This window comes from Microbacterium sp. MDV22-iso44 (genome assembly GCF_058629135.1).
On sequence record NZ_JBZVWS010000003.1, the window covers coordinates 99,385 to 114,600 of the forward strand.

The window sequence follows — 15,216 nt, forward strand, 5'->3', positions numbered from 1 at the left end:
GGCGGGGCCGCCTTGTCCTGAACGCACGGCGAATCGCGGCATCCGTTGTCGACCTCATGCAGAACCGGTCATGCGCGGGGGGTTAGCGTGGGAGGGTGACCCCCTCGTTCGAGGCTCCGGCCGAAGCATCCGACGTCGTCCGCGTCCTCGCCGCCGACGGTTCGTACGCCCCCAGTGAGGCGGCCGAGCGCTACCTCCCCCTCATCGACGCGCTGACCGACGCCGAGCTCGAGACGTTCTACCGCGACATGGTCGTGGTGCGCGCCTTCGACCGGCAGGCGACCAACCTGCAGCGGCAGGGGCAGCTTGCGCTGTGGCCGCCGTCCCTCGGGCAGGAGGCCGCGCAGGTCGGCTCGGTGCGCGCCGCCCGCGCGCACGACCACGTGTTCCCCTCGTACCGCGAGCATGTCGTCGTGACGACCCGCGGCGTCGACCCGATCGACATCATCCGCCTGATGCGCGGTCTCACGCACGGCGGCTGGAATCCTGCCGAGCACCAGAACACGCACATCTACACGCTCGTCCTCGGCGCGCAGACCCTGCACGCGACGGGTCTCGGCATGGGCCTCGTCTTCGACGGTCGCACCGGCACCGGCGACCCGGAGAAGGACGAGGCGGTCATCGTCTACTACGGCGACGGCGCCTCGAGCCAGGGCGACGTCCACGAGGCCATGGTGTTCGCGGCCAGCTACCAGACGCCGCAGGTCTTCTTCCTGCAGAACAATCACTGGGCGATCTCGGTGCCCGTCTCGACCCAGTCGCGCGTGCCTCTCGCTCGCCGCGGCGAGGGCTACGGCATCCCGTCGGTGAGGGTCGACGGCAACGACGTCCTCGCCAGCTACGCCGTCAGCAAGCTCGCCCTCGACGAGGCGCGCGCCGGTGGCGGTCCCCGCGCGATCGAGGCGCTCACCTACCGGATGGGCGCGCACACGACGAGCGACGACCCGACCAAGTACCGCACGAGCGACGAAGAGCAGTCCTGGGCCGAGCGCGACCCGATCGCGCGCATGCGGACCTTCCTGCAGAACCGCGGCACACCGGCATCCTTCTTCGACGAGGTGGATGCCGCAGCCGCCGCCTACGCCGACGACGTGCGCGTGCGCACCAACGCCCTCGGCGACATCCCGACGGGCATCATGTTCGACCACGTCTACGGCGACGCCCACCCGCTCGTGCAGGAGCAGCAGCGCTGGCTCGCCGAGTACGAGGCATCCCTCGAGGAGGGGAACGCGTGAGCGACATCCAGACCCTGCCCTTCGCGAAGGCGCTCAACGCGGGCCTTCGCGCGGCGATGAACGCCGACGACCACGTCCTGCTGATGGGCGAGGACATCGGTCCGCTCGGCGGCGTGTTCCGCGTGACCGAGGGCCTGCACGCCGAGTTCGGCTCGCAGCGCGTGCTCGACACCCCCTTGGCGGAATCGGGCATCGTCGGCACGGCGATCGGCCTGACGATGGCAGGGTTCCGTCCCGTCATCGAGATCCAGTTCGACGGCTTCGTCTTCCCCGCGTTCGACCAGATCACGACGCAGCTCGCGAAGCTCACGAACCGCCACGAGGGGAACGCGAACTTCCCCGTCGTCATCCGCATCCCCTATGGCGGGCACATCGGCGCCGTCGAGCACCACCAGGAGAGCCCCGAGGCGTACTTCGCGCACACTCCAGGCCTGCGGGTCGTCTCGCCGTCGACACCGAACGACGCGTACTGGATGATCCAGGACGCGATCGCTTCGCCCGACCCCGTCATCTTCCTCGAGCCCAAGGCGAAATACTGGATGAAGGGCGAGGTCGACGTCGCCGAACGCGCCCTGCCGCTCCATGCCTCGCGCGTCGTCCGCAAGGGCACCGATGTGACCCTCGTCGGTCACGGCGCCATGGTCACGACGCTCCTGCAGGCCGCTGCGCTCGCCGAGGGTGAGGGCACCTCGTGCGAGGTCATCGACGTCCGCTCGCTCGCGCCGATCGACTACGAGCCGATCCTCGAGTCCGTCCGCCGCACCGGGCGCATGATCTACGCCCAGGAGGCCCCCGGCAACGTGTCGGTGGGCTCCGAGGTCGCGGCGACCGTCATGGAGAGGGCGTTCTACGCCCTCGAGGCGCCGGTCCTGCGGGTCTCGGGCTTCGACGTGCCGTTCCCGCCCGCGAAGCTCGAGGGCCAGTACCTCCCCGACGCCGACCGCATCCTCGAGGCCGTCGACCGCGCCCTCGCCTACTGACCCCCGACGATGCCCCCCTACCCGCGACCCCCGCACGTCCGCGAGACTGCACGTGTGCGCCGAGACTGCGGCGTCAGCCCGCTGTCTGGGCGCGCGGCTGCAGTCTCGCGGGGATGGAGATGACATGAGCACGCAGACCTTCCACCTGCCGGACGTCGGCGAAGGCCTCACCGAGGCCGAGATCGTGCAGTGGCGTGTGGCGCCCGGCGACAGCGTCGACGTCAACGACGTCCTCGTCGAGATCGAGACGGCGAAGTCGCTCGTCGAGCTGCCGTCGCCGTTCAGCGGCACGGTCGGCGACATCCTCGCCACCGAGGGCACGACCGTCGAGGTCGGTGCGGCGATCATCACGATCGCCGGTGGCGAGGGGCAGCCGGATGCCGACATCGGCCGCTCCGAGCACGGTGAGAAGCCCGCCGAGGAGCCCGGTGGATCGGTGCTCGTCGGCTACGGCACCGGCGGCGAGGTCAAGTCGCGTCGCCGCAAGCCGGCCGAGAAGCCCGTTACCCGCGCCGTGGGCGTCGTCGCGAAGCCCCCGATCCGCAAGCTCGCGCGCGACCTCGGCGTCGACCTGGCCGACGTGTCGCCGAGTGGCACCGCCGGCGAGGTCACCCGCGAGGACGTCGTCCGCCACGCTGAGCAGGCCTCGGTGTTCCGCAACATCGCGACCCCCGACCTCCCCGAGGAGCGCGAGCTCTCGATCCCCGTCGCGGCACCGGCGGCATCCGCCCCCGCTCCTGCAGCACCCCAGGCTGATGCCCGCGAAGAGGCCATCACGGTGAAGGGCGTGCGCAAGGCGACCGCCAACGCGATGACCTCGAGCGCGTACACGGCGCCGCACGTGTCGGTCTGGACCGACGTCGACGCGACCCGCACGATGGAGCTCGTCAAGCGGCTCAAGGCCTCGCCCGACTTCGCCGACGTGAAGATCTCGCCGCTGCTGATCTTCTCGCGCGCAGTCATCTGGGCCCTCCGCCGCACGCCGATGATCAACGCCGCATGGGTCGAGACCGAGAACGGCGCCGAGATCCGCGTGCGTCACTACGTGAACCTCGGCATCGCGGCGGCGACCCCCCGCGGTCTGCTCGTCCCGAACATCAAGGACGCGCAGGACCTCAACATGCGCGGCCTCGCGCGGGCCCTCGAGAAGCTGACCACCACGGCGCGCGACGGCAAGACGACGCCCGCCGACCAGCAGGGCGGGACGTTCACGATCACGAACATCGGCGTCTTCGGGATGGATGCCGGGACCCCGATCATCAATCCGGGCGAGTCCGGCATCATCGCCATGGGCACGATCCGGCAGAAGCCGTGGGTCGTCGACGGCGAGGTGCGCCCCCGCTTCGTGACGACCGTGTCGGGATCGTTCGACCATCGCGTCATCGACGGCGACGGCATCAGCCGCTTCATCGCCGACGTCGCGTCGGTGCTCGAGGAGCCGGCGCTCCTGCTCGACTGAGACCGGCGACGCCGACCTCAGGCCCGGCCGGCGACCGCTTTGTCCGTGAACCAGTCGCCGAGGGCATCGGTCGACCGACGCGTCGACTGCTCGTCGACGGGCTGCTGCAGGGCGGTGACGGCGTCCCCTGAGCCGTCGCCGGGGACGGTCGGTTCGTAGCCCATCGACCAGGTCGCGTACTTGCGTTCCGGGACCTGCTCGTCGAGCAGGACGCGGACGTCGGTGTGGCGCGGGTCGCGGCCGATGCGCTCCAGGAGGGCGCGGACCGCGGCATCCGGTCCTTCGAGGATCTGGATGAAGTCGGGCTCGCTGTAGACGAGCATCCCCGTGATGCCGTCGCGGGAGTTGTTCGCGCGGCTCTCGGTGAGCAGGTCGACCAGGCGCGCGTGATCGAAGGATGCCGTGGCGCGGCTCGCGTACGCGATGAAGGTCAGCTGCTCGGTCATGTGCGAATCCCCCGGGTGATGGTGCGCCGGAGGGTGCGGGTGCCGCCCGGTCCGACGACAGTAACACCGGGTGGCGGGCGTTTCCGTCGGCCGGGCACGGACCAATGAGTCCGCTGAGCGTTACACGCTGAGTTTGAGAACCGTTATCAACAGGCGGTACAGTCGGGACATGACCTCTCGTGTGCCCGCCCTCGCCGCCCTCGCGGCCGGATCCGTCCTCGTCCTCGCCGGATGCGCCACGGCGACACCGGCCGGTTCGTCCGGCGGCGACGCCTCCCCCCTCAAGGTCGTCGCATCGACCAACGTCTACGGCTCCCTCGCCGAGGCCATCGGCGGCAAGGACGTCGAGGTCACGTCGATCATCCACTCGATGTCACAGGACCCCCACTCCTACGAGGCATCCGCCCGCGATCAGCTGACCATCTCGGACGCCGACCTCATCCTCGAGAACGGCGCCGGCTACGACAGCTTCCTCGACTCGCTCGTCGAGGCGAGCGGCACGAAGGCTCCGGTCCTCACCGCCGTCGAGTACTCGCACGCCTACGAGGACGCCGACCCGCAGCACGCCGACGACCACGGCCACGGGCACATCGAGGGCTTCAACGAGCACGTCTGGTACGACCCGCACACGATGGAGGAGTACATCACCGCCATCGCGAAGGAACTGGGCACGCTGGATGCCGCCAAGGCCGACACCTTCACGAAGAACGCCGACACCCTCATCGAGGGCATCAGCGGTCTCGAGACCTCGCTCGACGGTCTCAAGGCGAAGTACGACGGCGAGAAGGTCTTCGTCACGGAACCCGTGCCGCTCTACCTGACCGCTGCCGCGGGCCTCGAGAACGCGACCCCGGAGGCGTTCAGCGAAGCCGTCGAAGAGGGTCAGGACGTCCCGCCGGCGACGCTGCTCGAGGCCACGAAGATCCTGGAGTCGGGCGAGGTCCGTACGGTCGTCGTCAACGCGCAGACCGGTGGTGCCGAGACCAGCGAGATCGAGAAGCTCGCGAAGACGAACGACATCCCGGTGCTGAAAGTCACCGAGGTGATGCCCGAAGGGCTGACTTACGTGACGTGGATGCAGAAGAACATCGACGAGCTGGCGGGTACGCTGACCCGGTGACCCGGCACGCATCACCCCCTCTCGAGATCCGGGGTGCCGCGCTCCGGCGCGGCGGACGCGAGCTCTGGAGCGGACTCGACCTCACGGTCGAGCCGGGTGAGTTGATCGCCGTCCTCGGCCCCAGCGGCTCGGGCAAGACCACCCTTCTGCGCGCCATCCTCGGACTCGAGGACCTCAGCGAGGGCACGGTCGAGGTCGACGGCAAGCGGGTCGCCCGCGCGGGGAACCGCGGCATCGGCTACCTGCCGCAGACCCGGCCGCTCCCGCGCGACACCGCACTCCGCGGCCGCGACCTCGTCGCCCTGGGCGTCAACGGGCACCGCTTCGGGCCCCCGATACCGCGGCGCAGAGACCGCGAGCGGGTCGACGAGCTGATCGCCGCGATCGGCGCCACCGACTTCGCCGATCGACCCGTCGGCATCCTGTCGGGTGGTGAGCAGCAGCGCCTGCGCGTCGGTCAGGCCCTCGCCGACGACCCCCGTCTGCTCCTCTGCGACGAGCCGCTGACCAGTCTCGACCTCGCGAATCAGCAGGCCGTCGTCGGTCTCATCGACCGGCACCGCCGCAGCGGTGCCGCAGTCCTGCTCGTCACCCACGACATCAACCCGCTGCTCGGCAAGGTCGACCGCATCCTCTACATCGCGAACGGGCGGTTCACCCTCGGCGCACCGAAGGACGTCCTCACCTCCGAGGTCCTCACCGACCTCTACGGCGCTCCCGTGTTCGTGCTCGAAGCGGGCGACCGTCTGGTCGTCGTCGGCGCTCCCGACGCCGAGGCATCCCACCACCATCACGAGGACCACGCATGAACTGGGACGACATCGCGAACGCCATGTTCGGCGGCGTACCCGTGTACGGGCAGATCCTCGCGCTCGTGCAGAACTCGGTGTGGGCGGGTGCCATCCTCGGCCTCGTCGGCGGGCTCATCGGCGTCTTCGTCCTGCAGCGCGACATGGCGTTCGCCGTGCACGGCATCAGCGAGCTCTCGTTCGCCGGTGCGGCGGCAGCGCTCCTGATCGGTGCGGACGTCGTCACGGGGTCGATCGTCGGGTCGATGGTCGCCGCGGCGTTGATCGGCTGGCTCGGCTCGCGCGCCCGCGACCGCAACTCGATCATCGGCGTGCTCATGCCGTTCGGTCTCGGCCTCGGCATCCTCTTCCTCGCGCTCTACAACGGGCGCAGCGCCAACCGGTTCAGCCTCCTGACGGGGCAGATCGTGTCGGTGCAGTCCGACCAGCTGACCTGGCTGATCGCGATCTCCGCCGTCGTGCTGGTGGCGCTTCTGCTGATCTGGCGACCGCTGCGATTCGATTCGCTCGACCCGCAGTCCGCGGCGGCGCGCGGCGTGCCGACGGGGCTGATCTCGCTCGCGTTCATGCTGCTGCTGGGACTCGCGGTCGCGGTGGCCGTCCACATCATCGGCGCGCTGCTCGTCCTCGCGCTGCTCGTGACGCCGGCCGCCGCCGCGGCGCGCATCGCGCACGGCCCCGTCGCGGTCCCGCTGCTCGCGGCCCTGTTCGGCGTCGTCTCGGCGGTCGGCGGCATCCTGCTCGCCGTCGCCGGAACCCTGCCCGTGAGCCCGTACATCACGACGATCTCGTTCGTCATCTACCTCGTCTGCCGTGTCGTCGGCGACCGGCGGGGCCGGGTGGAGCGCACGGATGCCGCGCACCGCACCCAGCCCGTCGCTAGCGTCCGCGCGTAGAATCCGCCCCATGGCCCAGCGCAACACCTGGCAGCGAGAGCGCGTGCGCTCGGCGCTGTCCGACGCTCCCGGATTCGTGAGCGCCCAGGATCTGCACGCCGCCCTTCGCGACGAGAACACCGGCATCGGTCTCGCGACCGTCTACCGGGCGCTCGCGACCCTCGCCGCGAGCGGTGAGGCGGATCAGCTCCAGTCGCCCGAGGGCGAGGCGATCTACCGCGCCTGCGCCAGCACCGGCCACCACCACCACCTCATCTGCCGGGTGTGCGGCAAGGCCGTCGAGATCCAGGCCGACGAGGTCGAGACCTGGGCGAAGCGGACGGCGGCGGCGAACGGGTTCACCGACGCCGAGCACGTCGTCGACATCTTCGGCACGTGCGCCGAGTGCTCCGCGCGGATCGCGCAGGGCGACGACCGGCCTGAGGCTCGTGCGGACTGAGGTCCGCCCCGCGGCATCCCGAGCATCGTCGACTCCCTCACCGGGGTCGGCTGCGCGCGGCGCGCTCTGGCTGGGGCTCGGGCTCCTCGCCGTCCTCGCGCTCATCGGCGTCGCGCTGTGGAGCCCGTCGCCCGAACTCCCCACGCGAGCGCAGGACGGCCTGACCCTCGCCCTCAGCGTGCTCATCGAGTCGCTGCCGTTCGTCATGCTCGGCGTGATCCTGTCGATCGTCGTGCAGGTGTGGGTGCCGCCGGGGGTCATCGAACGGTGGATGCCGCGGAACGCGTGGGGTCGCCGCGCCGTCCTGTCGCTCCTCGGCATGCTGATCCCGGTGTGCGAGTGCGGCAACGTCCCGTTCGCCCGCGGCCTCATGATGCGCGGGTTCTCGGTCGCCGAGACGCTGACGTTCCTGGTGGCGGCGCCCATCGTCAACCCGATCGTCATCATCACCACCCACCAGGCCTTCGGCCTCGACGACGGCATCCTCGTCGCCCGTCTGCTCGGCGGCTACCTGATCGCCAACGTCATCGGATGGCTGTACAGCCGGAATCCCGATCAGGACGCCCTGATCACCGACCGCTTCCGTGACGCGTGTCTGGCCGAGCAGGGCGTGAGCGGCGACCGGGCCCGCCGCAGCCTCGCTCAGTTCGTCGTCGAGCTGCGCGCGGTCATGCCGGCCCTCATCATCGGGTCCGCCGTCGCCGGCGCCGTCCAGGTCATCGTCCCGCGCAACGTGCTGCTGTCGATCGGGTCGAACCCGGCCCTGTCGATCGCCGCGATGATCATGCTCGCGATGATCGTATCGATCTGCTCGAACGTCGACGCGTTCTTCGCGCTGTCGTTCGCCTCGACGTTCACCCCCGGTGCGATCGTCGCGTTCCTGCTCGTCGGACCCCTCGTCGACGTGAAGATGCTCGCGCTCCTGCGCACCACCTTCCGGACGCGGGTGCTCGGCGTCCTCGTGGCGACGGTCGTCCTCGCGGCGGCCGCGATCGGAGGGGTGGTGAACCTCCTTGCGTGACACTGTGTGGTTCCGGATGCTTGGCGTCGGTGCCGTGGCATCCATCGCCGCCCTGACGATCGCCCTCGCGGTGACCGGCCGGCTCGGTCTGTACATCAACCCCGAGTCGTCGTGGTTCGCCGTGACGATGGCGGTGCTCGCGCTGGTCGGCTCGGTCCTGAGCTTCCTGCTGCCGCTCGGCGCGGCCGAGGACCACGGGCACGACCACGGCGATGCTCCCGCGGCGGATGCCGCGCACGACCACGACCACCACGATCACGCGCCGCGCACGAGCCGTCAGCTCGTCGGCACAGCGGCGACGGTCGCGGGCGGCGTGCTCGCCCTCGGGGTCGCCACGACGATGCTCGTCGTCCCGCCGGCGACGCTGTCGGCGGAGCTCGCGGCCTCGCGCAACACGGGAGCCCCACCGCTGTTCCAGGGGTCCGACACGGTGGCACTGGCGATCACCGGAGACACCGCCTCGTTCGGCATCGGCGACTGGGCGAGCGTGTTCGCGACGGCGACCGACCCCGAGGTGTTCGACGGCACCGAGATCTCGCTCACCGGGTTCGTCGCCCCCGGCGAGGGCGGCTTCGACCTGACGCGGCTCATCATCACGCACTGCGTCATCGACGCGCAGCCGGCGAGCCTGCCGGTCACGGCCGACGACATCCCGGACGACGGCCAGTGGGTGACCGTCACGGGCACCATCCGCGACGTGAACGGGCAGCTGCAGGTGGCGGCGGCATCGGTGAAGCCGATCGCCGAGCCCAAGGATCCGTATGAGTTCTGACAGCCGCCGCTCCCATCGCCAGCGGCGGCGGGCGCGCGGGTTCTCGGTGCGCGTCCTCGCGGTCGTCGCGGTGCTCGGCGTGGTGGCGCTCGCCGGCGGCCTGGTGACCACGCTGCAGGGTCCCCGCGTCACCTCGGTTCAGTCCGACGCCGCGGCCGCGGTCAGCTCGGCCGGCTCGCGCCTCATCTTCGAGACGACGCAGTCGCTGCAGAAGGTGGATGCCTCGCAGGTCACCGTGACCCCCGCGGCGCCGTTCACCGTCGACACGTCGGGGCGGAGCGTCGGCATCCGTTTCACCGACCCGCTCTGGGACGAGACGACGTACACGATCCGCATCGACCGGCTCGCGGGCCTCGGCGGAGGGCCGACCTCGACGGTCGAGGAGTCGTTCTCGACCCCGAAGGTGCACTCCTACGTCCTGCAGCGCGGCGAGGGCGGCGACAAGATCTACCGCGTCGGCCTCGACGGCGACAACGAACCCGTCTTCGAGGACGAGCACATCGAGGACTTCCGGGCCACCGCCGCCCGCCTCGTCGTCTCGACCGTGAAGGACGGCGTCTCGCACCTCATCGTCACCCGCACCGACGGCACCCACCGGCAGGAGCTGACCCTGCCGGGCAAGGGCGTCGTCACGAACCTGCAGAGCGCCGAGCGGGGCAACACGATCGGCTACACCTTCACGGATGCCGACATCTCGGCATCCGGCGGCCGTGAGAGCCTGCTCTTCACCGGATCGACGGCCGATCCCGCGGCGAAGCCGACCGAGATAAAGGTCACCGGTGCTGACCCCCGCGTCGAGGACTGGCGCTTCGTGCCGGGCACCGACACCATCCTCATGCTCACCTTCGACGGCGCCCTCAGCCTCGTCTCGTCGACGGGCGCCGCGCCCGTGGAGCTCGGCAACGCGACCGGCATCGACGACATCTCGGGCACGACGGCCTACATCGAACGGCTCGAGGGACCCGTCGTCGTCGACCTCGCCTCGGCGAAGGAGAAGCCCCTGCCCCCGACATCCCCCGACCTCGGCCAGACCGGGTCGGTCCTCGCAATGTCCGACGGCTCGACTCTCCGCGCGCTCACCCCGTTCGACGGACTCAACCCGCTGGGGACGAACATCCTGCGAGTGGATGCCGCCGGCAAGACGAGCGTCGTCGCGAAAGTCGACACCGCCGACGGCCTGCTGCAGACCTGCGTCTCGCCGAGCGGTCGATACGCGGCCCTCGTCATCGCGCCCGACGTGGTCGACAACCCGTACGACGGGTACACGCTGCCCCTCCCGAAGAAGCTCGAGACCCGGATCTTCAGCTTCGACGGGAAGCAGATCACGACGCTCGAGGGGTTCGACGTCGCGTGGTGCCGCAAGGCTCCGTCGCAATGACCTCGCTGGTTCCCGCGACGCGCGAGGCGCTCGAAGGGCTCCCGGCCGAGGTCGCCCCCGCGCTGCTCGGCGGCGAGCTGCGGGTGCAGACGTCGATCGGTTCGGTGGCGCTCCGCATCACCGAGGTCGAGGCGTACCACGGGCGGGGTACCGGCCCGCAGGTCGACCCCGGCTCGCACGCCCGCATGGGGCCGACCGCCCGCAACGCGACGATGTGGGGCGAGCCAGGCCATCTGTACGTCTACTTGAGCCACGGCATCCACTCGTGCGTCAACGTCGTGAGCGGTCCCGAGGGCGTCGCCGGCGGAATCCTGCTGCGCGCCGGAGAGGTCGTCGACGGAGCGGATGCCGCGCACGCCCGCCGTCCCGCGGCGCGCGTCGCGCGCGACCTGGCCCGCGGGCCGGGTCGCCTCGGCGATGCGGTGGGGCTCCGGCATCCGATCCACGACGGGATCGACGCGGTCACGGGGGAGGAGCGGGCCGGCGCGAGCGCGCGGCTGTTCCTGCTCGCCGAGCCGCTGGCCGAGATCGCGACGGGACCCCGGGTCGGTGTCGCGGGGATCGCCGGGACGGATGCGTTCCCGTGGCGCTTCTGGATTCCGGGCGACCCCACCGTGTCGGCGTTCCGCTGGGGCCGCGGCGCGCGCGAGGCGGCGGGCTGATTCGGCGCCCGGGAACACCCGCCGGCCTCGGCGCGTTGCCGTGAGGGTGGGATGCCGCCTCCCACCCGACCCCGTGAGGTGACCCGTGACCGACACCACCGCCGCAGACCGCCTCGAGGCGGCGCTCGCGTCGCTCGACCCGTCGGCGCGTGTGCAGGCCGCGATGACGGCCGGCACCCACCCGCGCTCGGAGTACATCCCGGTGCTCGTGGCGCAGTGCCGCATCGAGCCGCAGTTCCTCGTGCGCGAGATGCTGACCTGGGCGTTGACCCGGCACGACGCCGATGAGGTCATCGACCGGCTCCTCGTCGAACTGGGCTCGCGCGGTGCGCAGATCCGCGCGCAGGCGCTGCACACCATGTCGAAGATCGGCGGGCCGCGCGTGTGGCCGGCGATCACCTCCGACCTCCTGAAGGATGCCGACGACGCGGTCGCACGCGTGGCCTGGCGCACGGCGGCCCGGCACGTGCCGGCAGCCGAGGCATCCGCTCTCGCGACGACCCTGGCGACGCAGTTCGCCCGCGGCGAGGACGACACTCGGCGGAGCCTCAGCGAGGCGTTCGCGACGCTCGGCGAGCCCGCCCGCCCGCAGGTCGACTGGGCCCTCGCGACCGGCGGCCCGTACACGCGCGCCCATGCGGCCGTGACGGCTCGACTCATGGACGACCCGGAGCAGACGTACGACGAGGCAGTGGCCGCGGCATCCGCCTGAGTCAAGGCGACACGCCCGGCCGTGCTAGACTGACTCTTCGTCTGCGCGCACTCCAGCACGCAGTTCGCATCCCACCCTCAGAAGACGGCCTACAGCCGTGTCCGGGAGCGGGGTGCAGACAAGGGATCTTGGGTGGCACCGTCCGGTGTCACGGTACTAAGGAGAATCACTATGGCAGCAGTGTGCCAGGTGACTGGAGCTGTTCCCGGCTTCGGTCACAACATCTCGCACTCGCACCGCCGGACGAAGCGCCGCTTCGACCCGAACGTGCAGAAGAAGACCTATTTCGTTCCTTCGCTTGGTCGCAAGATCACGCTGAACGTCTCGGCTAAGGGCATCAAGGTCATCGACGCCCGCGGCATCGAGTCGGTCGTGAAGGACCTCCTCGCGAAGGGTGTGAAGCTCTAATGGCGAAGAAGGCTCAGGACGTTCGTCCGATCATCAAGCTGCGTTCGACCGCCGGCACGGGGTACACCTACGTGACGCGCAAGAACCGCCGCAACAACCCCGACCGCATCGTGCTCAAGAAGTACGACCCGGTGATCCGCAAGCACGTCGAATTCCGAGAGGAGCGCTGATCGCATGGCGAAGAAGAGCAAGATCGCGCGCAACAACCAGCGCGAGGTCATCGTCGCCCGCTACGCCGAGAAGCGTGCCGAGCTGAAGAAGACCCTCGTGGACCCGAACGCGACCGACGAGGCCCGCGAGGCCGCCCGCGTCGGCCTGCAGAAGCTTCCCCGCAACGCGTCGCCGGTCCGCCTGCGCAACCGCGACGCCATCGACGGACGCCCCCGCGGCCACCTGTCGAAGTTCGGCATCTCGCGTGTCCGCTTCCGCGAGATGGCGCACCGTGGCGAGCTGCCCGGCGTGACCAAGTCGAGCTGGTAAGCACCACTTCCGCACGAAGCCCCCGTCTCCGGACGGGGGCTTCGTCGTTCTCGCGGGCTCTCGAGAAGCGGCCGGAAGCTCACCGCCCGGTCGGGTCAGAATTCGAAGATCCGCGCGAGGTCATCTGACAGGAGGACCGTGTGCGGTAGATCCCGGAACGCGGAGGCGTCCACGTTCACGCCGCGAAGTCGTGCTGCTTCCGCGTACTCGTCCCATGGGAGCGATTCTGGATCGGGTTCGTCGGCTCTGATGATCGTGAGGATCTCCTCGATGACGTCAGCAGGTGAGCGTCTCCACGACACCGGGCGGGCGTGACCGTGCGCGAACGATGACAGACCGCGGTCCATGTCCAGTCGAATCATGGAGCCGTCGGACATGCGGATGTACTGGGTGATGCTTACGTGAAGAGATGGTCGGATGTTCTCTGCCGGCACATCATCGAGCTCGCACACGATCACGAGGCTTGTTGCGGTGAGTTGCGTGAGCGCGAACGGGAGCCGCTTCGCTGCCTCTTGCTGCAGCCGATCGGGTCGGTTCGGCACGTATCGGACAACGTGGTCGGGCGGGTTCATGCGGGTGAGCATGCCACATCCTTCTTGACGCCGTAGTCCCACCCGAAGGGGTCGAAGAAGTCGGTCAGCGCGGTGTCGACGCGTCCGCGCCATCCGACGACGCTCGAGCTCGCGCATCGCTTGTGCGGTGTTGCCCATTTGCCGGTACCGGATCCAGGTTTCACGCCCTCGACTGTGTGGGAGGCCTGAGTAATCCAGGTGCATCCGTAAAGCGAGCTACAGGCCAGAGCTTGCAGCTCAGCGGTCACGGTCCCGGTAGTTGGACAGTCGCCACCGTCTTTCACCCAATACCCGTGCACGGAGGCCTCGCCGTTTGTCTTGTGGGGATAGTCAGCCTGACCGTGCCAGTCGCACCCCCACCAGGACCAAAGGGGCATGAAGATCGGCTCGTCGCTACTCGCCGGATCGCTTTCCTCAGCCCGCGCGTCGAAACCGTACGCTTCCTCCGCCTCGTTTATCGACACGTACTCCATGGCCGGGTCACCGGCTACCAACGTGGCGACGGCAGAGGGGCTTACAGGGTCCTCGACCGGCTGGGCTTGAGCCGCCGCGGGGCCAGCCAAGACGAGAGCTGCGGTGGTTGCGGCGATGAGCAGAGCTCTCTTGTTCAGGTGCATAGGGACCGCTCTTCCTCGGCGCGCGTCGCTGGAAGCGGGCTTTGCTTGCAGCCGAACGTTGTTCGCGCGTTCGTGTCTTCGACACTAGGTCCCCGCCACTTGGACCACCATCGGCCGTTCGGGGGACACGTCAGTAAGCCGGGTGTGTGGCCATGACGATCGGTGCCCGGAGACGGGTGCTCCGTTTCGGGCCAATTGCTCGGCGCCGAGTCCGCTCGGCTCGACCGGCGGTAGATCGAACCGCCGATCCCGTGTCCGCCTCCGCGAGATGGCGCACCGTGACGAGCTGCCCGGCATGACCAAGTCGAGCTGGTAAGCACAGCTTCGTCGTTTCCGGGGGCTCAGTCGGCCCGACGTTCGATGAGGATCGTGTCGCGCCAGGTGCCGGCCCACGGGCCGTGAGTCATGTACGCGATGCGTTCGCGGCGACCGACCTGGCGGAAACCGGCCCGCTCGTGCAGCGTCAAGCTGGCGATGTTCTCGGGGAAGATGCTCGCTTGGACCATCCAGATGCCGGCGGCGGCGGCATCCGTCACGAAAGCCTCGAGGAGACCTCTGCCGACGCCCCGGCCCTGGGCGCTATCGGCGACGTAGACGGAATGCTCCACGACCCCTCGGTAGACCTCACGCGTCGAGACGGGGGAACCGGCGATCCAGCCGAGCACCATGCCGGTGGGGTCGGCAACGACGAGTCTGCCGACCTGGAGCTTTGCTCGGTCGAACTCCTCCCACGACGGGGGTGCGCTCTCGAAGGTCGCGTTCCCCGCTGCGATGCCTTCGCGGTAGATCGACTCCACCTGGGGCCAGTCGTGCGCGGTCAGGGCCCGGATGGTGGCGTCGGTCATGGGCGGAGGGTCTGGGATGCCGCGTCGAGCGCGTCGGTGACGACGCGGTAGTACGCCCATCGGCCCCGCTGCTCGCGCGTCGCGAGTCCCGCGTCGACGAGCTGCTTCATGTGATGGGAGACGGTCGGCTGAGACAGTCCGACGGGCTCGGTGAGATCGCAGATGCACGCCTCGCCGTCGGCGGAGGCGGCGATCAGGGAGAGCAGACGCACACGGGTGGGGTCGCCCAGCGCTTTGAAGACCCGCGCGGTTCGCTCCGCATCCTCTACCGAGATCACACTGCCCGTGACCGTCCCGCAGCACACTGCACCTTCGGACGGGGCGAGAAGCGGGAGGTGTGCAGGCATGCGGTCATCTTCTCACGT

At 69.7% G+C, this 15,216-nt stretch carries 19 protein-coding genes; 15 read left to right on the forward strand and 4 right to left on the reverse strand.

The annotated features are described in order from the left end of the window. Nucleotides 1-95: 95 nt before the first annotated feature. From AC4NN1_RS10725 to AC4NN1_RS10735, 3 genes are all read left to right on the forward strand, one after another. Nucleotides 96-1,235, forward strand: coding sequence for a thiamine pyrophosphate-dependent dehydrogenase E1 component subunit alpha (locus tag AC4NN1_RS10725; protein WP_491955288.1), 1,140 nt, complete (start codon nt 96-98; stop codon nt 1,233-1,235). 56 nt (nt 1,236-1,291) lie between these two features. After that, nucleotides 1,292-2,215: an alpha-ketoacid dehydrogenase subunit beta gene (locus tag AC4NN1_RS10730; protein ID WP_442928141.1), complete on the forward strand. Its 924-nt coding sequence runs from the start codon at nt 1,292-1,294 to the stop codon at nt 2,213-2,215. Nucleotides 2,216-2,339: 124 nt separating this feature from the next. After that, entirely contained in the window at nt 2,340-3,674 is a 1,335-nt protein-coding gene (locus AC4NN1_RS10735; RefSeq protein WP_116227715.1) for a dihydrolipoamide acetyltransferase family protein, read from the forward strand. A gap of 17 nt (nt 3,675-3,691) precedes the next feature. Here the strand turns inward: AC4NN1_RS10735 and AC4NN1_RS10740 are convergent, their stop codons facing one another. Next, nucleotides 3,692-4,120, reverse strand: a complete 429-nt coding sequence (locus AC4NN1_RS10740; RefSeq protein ID WP_020098408.1) for a BLUF domain-containing protein — start codon at nt 4,118-4,120, stop codon at nt 3,692-3,694. 169 nt (nt 4,121-4,289) lie between these two features. Here AC4NN1_RS10740 and AC4NN1_RS10745 point away from each other — a divergent pair, with 169 nt between their 5' ends. The 12 genes from AC4NN1_RS10745 (at nt 4,290) to rpsN (ending at nt 12,817) form a co-directional block, all read left to right on the forward strand. Beyond that, complete coding sequence (locus tag AC4NN1_RS10745; RefSeq protein ID WP_491955289.1) at nt 4,290-5,240, forward strand: metal ABC transporter solute-binding protein, Zn/Mn family; 951 nt, start codon at nt 4,290-4,292, stop codon at nt 5,238-5,240. Then, a complete protein-coding gene (locus AC4NN1_RS10750; protein ID WP_116227712.1) occupies nt 5,237-6,049 on the forward strand; it encodes a metal ABC transporter ATP-binding protein in 813 nt (270 codons plus the stop codon). The genes AC4NN1_RS10745 and AC4NN1_RS10750 overlap by 4 nt, the downstream gene beginning before the upstream one ends. After that, nucleotides 6,046-6,945: a metal ABC transporter permease gene (locus AC4NN1_RS10755; RefSeq protein ID WP_018187665.1), complete on the forward strand. Its 900-nt coding sequence runs from the start codon at nt 6,046-6,048 to the stop codon at nt 6,943-6,945. Before AC4NN1_RS10750 ends, AC4NN1_RS10755 begins: the two co-directional genes overlap by 4 nt. Before the next feature lie 10 nt (nt 6,946-6,955). After that, entirely contained in the window at nt 6,956-7,384 is a 429-nt protein-coding gene (locus AC4NN1_RS10760; RefSeq protein WP_018187664.1) for a Fur family transcriptional regulator, read from the forward strand. Beyond that, nucleotides 7,374-8,405, forward strand: coding sequence for a permease (locus tag AC4NN1_RS10765; RefSeq protein WP_491955290.1), 1,032 nt, complete (start codon nt 7,374-7,376; stop codon nt 8,403-8,405). The genes AC4NN1_RS10760 and AC4NN1_RS10765 overlap by 11 nt, the downstream gene beginning before the upstream one ends. Nucleotides 8,406-8,409: 4 nt before the next feature. Beyond that, nucleotides 8,410-9,177 carry a TIGR03943 family putative permease subunit gene (locus tag AC4NN1_RS10770; protein ID WP_491955291.1) on the forward strand — a complete coding sequence of 256 codons (768 nt, stop codon included), beginning with the start codon at nt 8,410-8,412 and terminating at the stop codon, nt 9,175-9,177. Further along, the gene (locus AC4NN1_RS10775; protein WP_491955292.1) at nt 9,167-10,555 is read left to right on the forward strand and encodes a hypothetical protein; all 1,389 of its coding nucleotides are present in this window, start codon (nt 9,167-9,169) and stop codon (nt 10,553-10,555) included. The genes AC4NN1_RS10770 and AC4NN1_RS10775 overlap by 11 nt, the downstream gene beginning before the upstream one ends. Next, entirely contained in the window at nt 10,552-11,217 is a 666-nt protein-coding gene (locus AC4NN1_RS10780; RefSeq protein ID WP_311868366.1) for a DNA-3-methyladenine glycosylase, read from the forward strand. The genes AC4NN1_RS10775 and AC4NN1_RS10780 overlap by 4 nt, the downstream gene beginning before the upstream one ends. A gap of 85 nt (nt 11,218-11,302) precedes the next feature. Beyond that, a complete protein-coding gene (locus AC4NN1_RS10785; protein WP_020098417.1) occupies nt 11,303-11,929 on the forward strand; it encodes a HEAT repeat domain-containing protein in 627 nt (208 codons plus the stop codon). 171 nt (nt 11,930-12,100) lie between these two features. Then, nucleotides 12,101-12,337, forward strand: a complete 237-nt coding sequence (gene rpmB / locus AC4NN1_RS10790; protein ID WP_018187658.1) for a 50S ribosomal protein L28 — start codon at nt 12,101-12,103, stop codon at nt 12,335-12,337. After that, nucleotides 12,337-12,507 carry a 50S ribosomal protein L33 gene (rpmG, locus tag AC4NN1_RS10795; protein ID WP_005051772.1) on the forward strand — a complete coding sequence of 57 codons (171 nt, stop codon included), beginning with the start codon at nt 12,337-12,339 and terminating at the stop codon, nt 12,505-12,507. The genes rpmB and rpmG overlap by 1 nt, the downstream gene beginning before the upstream one ends. 4 nt (nt 12,508-12,511) lie before the next feature. Further along, entirely contained in the window at nt 12,512-12,817 is a 306-nt protein-coding gene (gene rpsN, locus AC4NN1_RS10800) for a 30S ribosomal protein S14 (protein WP_018187657.1), read from the forward strand. A gap of 568 nt (nt 12,818-13,385) precedes the next feature. On the opposite strand, the gene AC4NN1_RS10805 is transcribed toward rpsN, so the two are convergent. The 3 genes from AC4NN1_RS10805 to AC4NN1_RS10815 form a co-directional block, all read right to left on the reverse strand. Next, the gene (locus AC4NN1_RS10805; protein WP_336125205.1) at nt 13,386-14,006 is read right to left on the reverse strand and encodes a hypothetical protein; all 621 of its coding nucleotides are present in this window, start codon (nt 14,004-14,006) and stop codon (nt 13,386-13,388) included. A gap of 341 nt (nt 14,007-14,347) precedes the next feature. After that, nucleotides 14,348-14,851, reverse strand: a complete 504-nt coding sequence (locus AC4NN1_RS10810; RefSeq protein ID WP_116227707.1) for a GNAT family N-acetyltransferase — start codon at nt 14,849-14,851, stop codon at nt 14,348-14,350. Beyond that, a complete protein-coding gene (locus AC4NN1_RS10815) occupies nt 14,848-15,198 on the reverse strand; it encodes an ArsR/SmtB family transcription factor (RefSeq protein WP_026302933.1) in 351 nt (116 codons plus the stop codon). Before AC4NN1_RS10815 ends, AC4NN1_RS10810 begins: the two co-directional genes overlap by 4 nt. Nucleotides 15,199-15,216 lie beyond the last annotated feature (18 nt).

Excerpts from the sequence above, each read along its gene's own strand:
- AC4NN1_RS10730 (WP_442928141.1), top strand. The coding sequence starts at position 1,292 with ATGAACGCCGACGACCACGTCCTGCTGATGGGCGAGGACATCGGTCCG.
- AC4NN1_RS10735 (WP_116227715.1), top strand. The coding sequence starts at position 2,340 with ATGAGCACGCAGACCTTCCACCTGCCGGACGTCGGCGAAGGCCTCACC.
- AC4NN1_RS10740 (WP_020098408.1), bottom strand. The coding sequence starts at position 4,120 with ATGACCGAGCAGCTGACCTTCATCGCGTACGCGAGCCGCGCCACGGCA.
- AC4NN1_RS10745 (WP_491955289.1), top strand. The coding sequence starts at position 4,290 with ATGACCTCTCGTGTGCCCGCCCTCGCCGCCCTCGCGGCCGGATCCGTC.
- AC4NN1_RS10755 (WP_018187665.1), top strand. The coding sequence starts at position 6,046 with ATGAACTGGGACGACATCGCGAACGCCATGTTCGGCGGCGTACCCGTG.
- AC4NN1_RS10760 (WP_018187664.1), top strand. The coding sequence starts at position 6,956 with ATGGCCCAGCGCAACACCTGGCAGCGAGAGCGCGTGCGCTCGGCGCTG.
- AC4NN1_RS10775 (WP_491955292.1), top strand. The coding sequence starts at position 9,167 with ATGAGTTCTGACAGCCGCCGCTCCCATCGCCAGCGGCGGCGGGCGCGC.
- AC4NN1_RS10780 (WP_311868366.1), top strand. The coding sequence starts at position 10,552 with ATGACCTCGCTGGTTCCCGCGACGCGCGAGGCGCTCGAAGGGCTCCCG.
- rpmB (WP_018187658.1), top strand. The coding sequence starts at position 12,101 with ATGGCAGCAGTGTGCCAGGTGACTGGAGCTGTTCCCGGCTTCGGTCAC.
- rpmG (WP_005051772.1), top strand. The coding sequence starts at position 12,337 with ATGGCGAAGAAGGCTCAGGACGTTCGTCCGATCATCAAGCTGCGTTCG.
- rpsN (WP_018187657.1), top strand. The coding sequence starts at position 12,512 with ATGGCGAAGAAGAGCAAGATCGCGCGCAACAACCAGCGCGAGGTCATC.
- AC4NN1_RS10805 (WP_336125205.1), bottom strand. The coding sequence starts at position 14,006 with ATGCACCTGAACAAGAGAGCTCTGCTCATCGCCGCAACCACCGCAGCT.
- AC4NN1_RS10810 (WP_116227707.1), bottom strand. The coding sequence starts at position 14,851 with ATGACCGACGCCACCATCCGGGCCCTGACCGCGCACGACTGGCCCCAG.
- AC4NN1_RS10815 (WP_026302933.1), bottom strand. The coding sequence starts at position 15,198 with ATGCCTGCACACCTCCCGCTTCTCGCCCCGTCCGAAGGTGCAGTGTGC.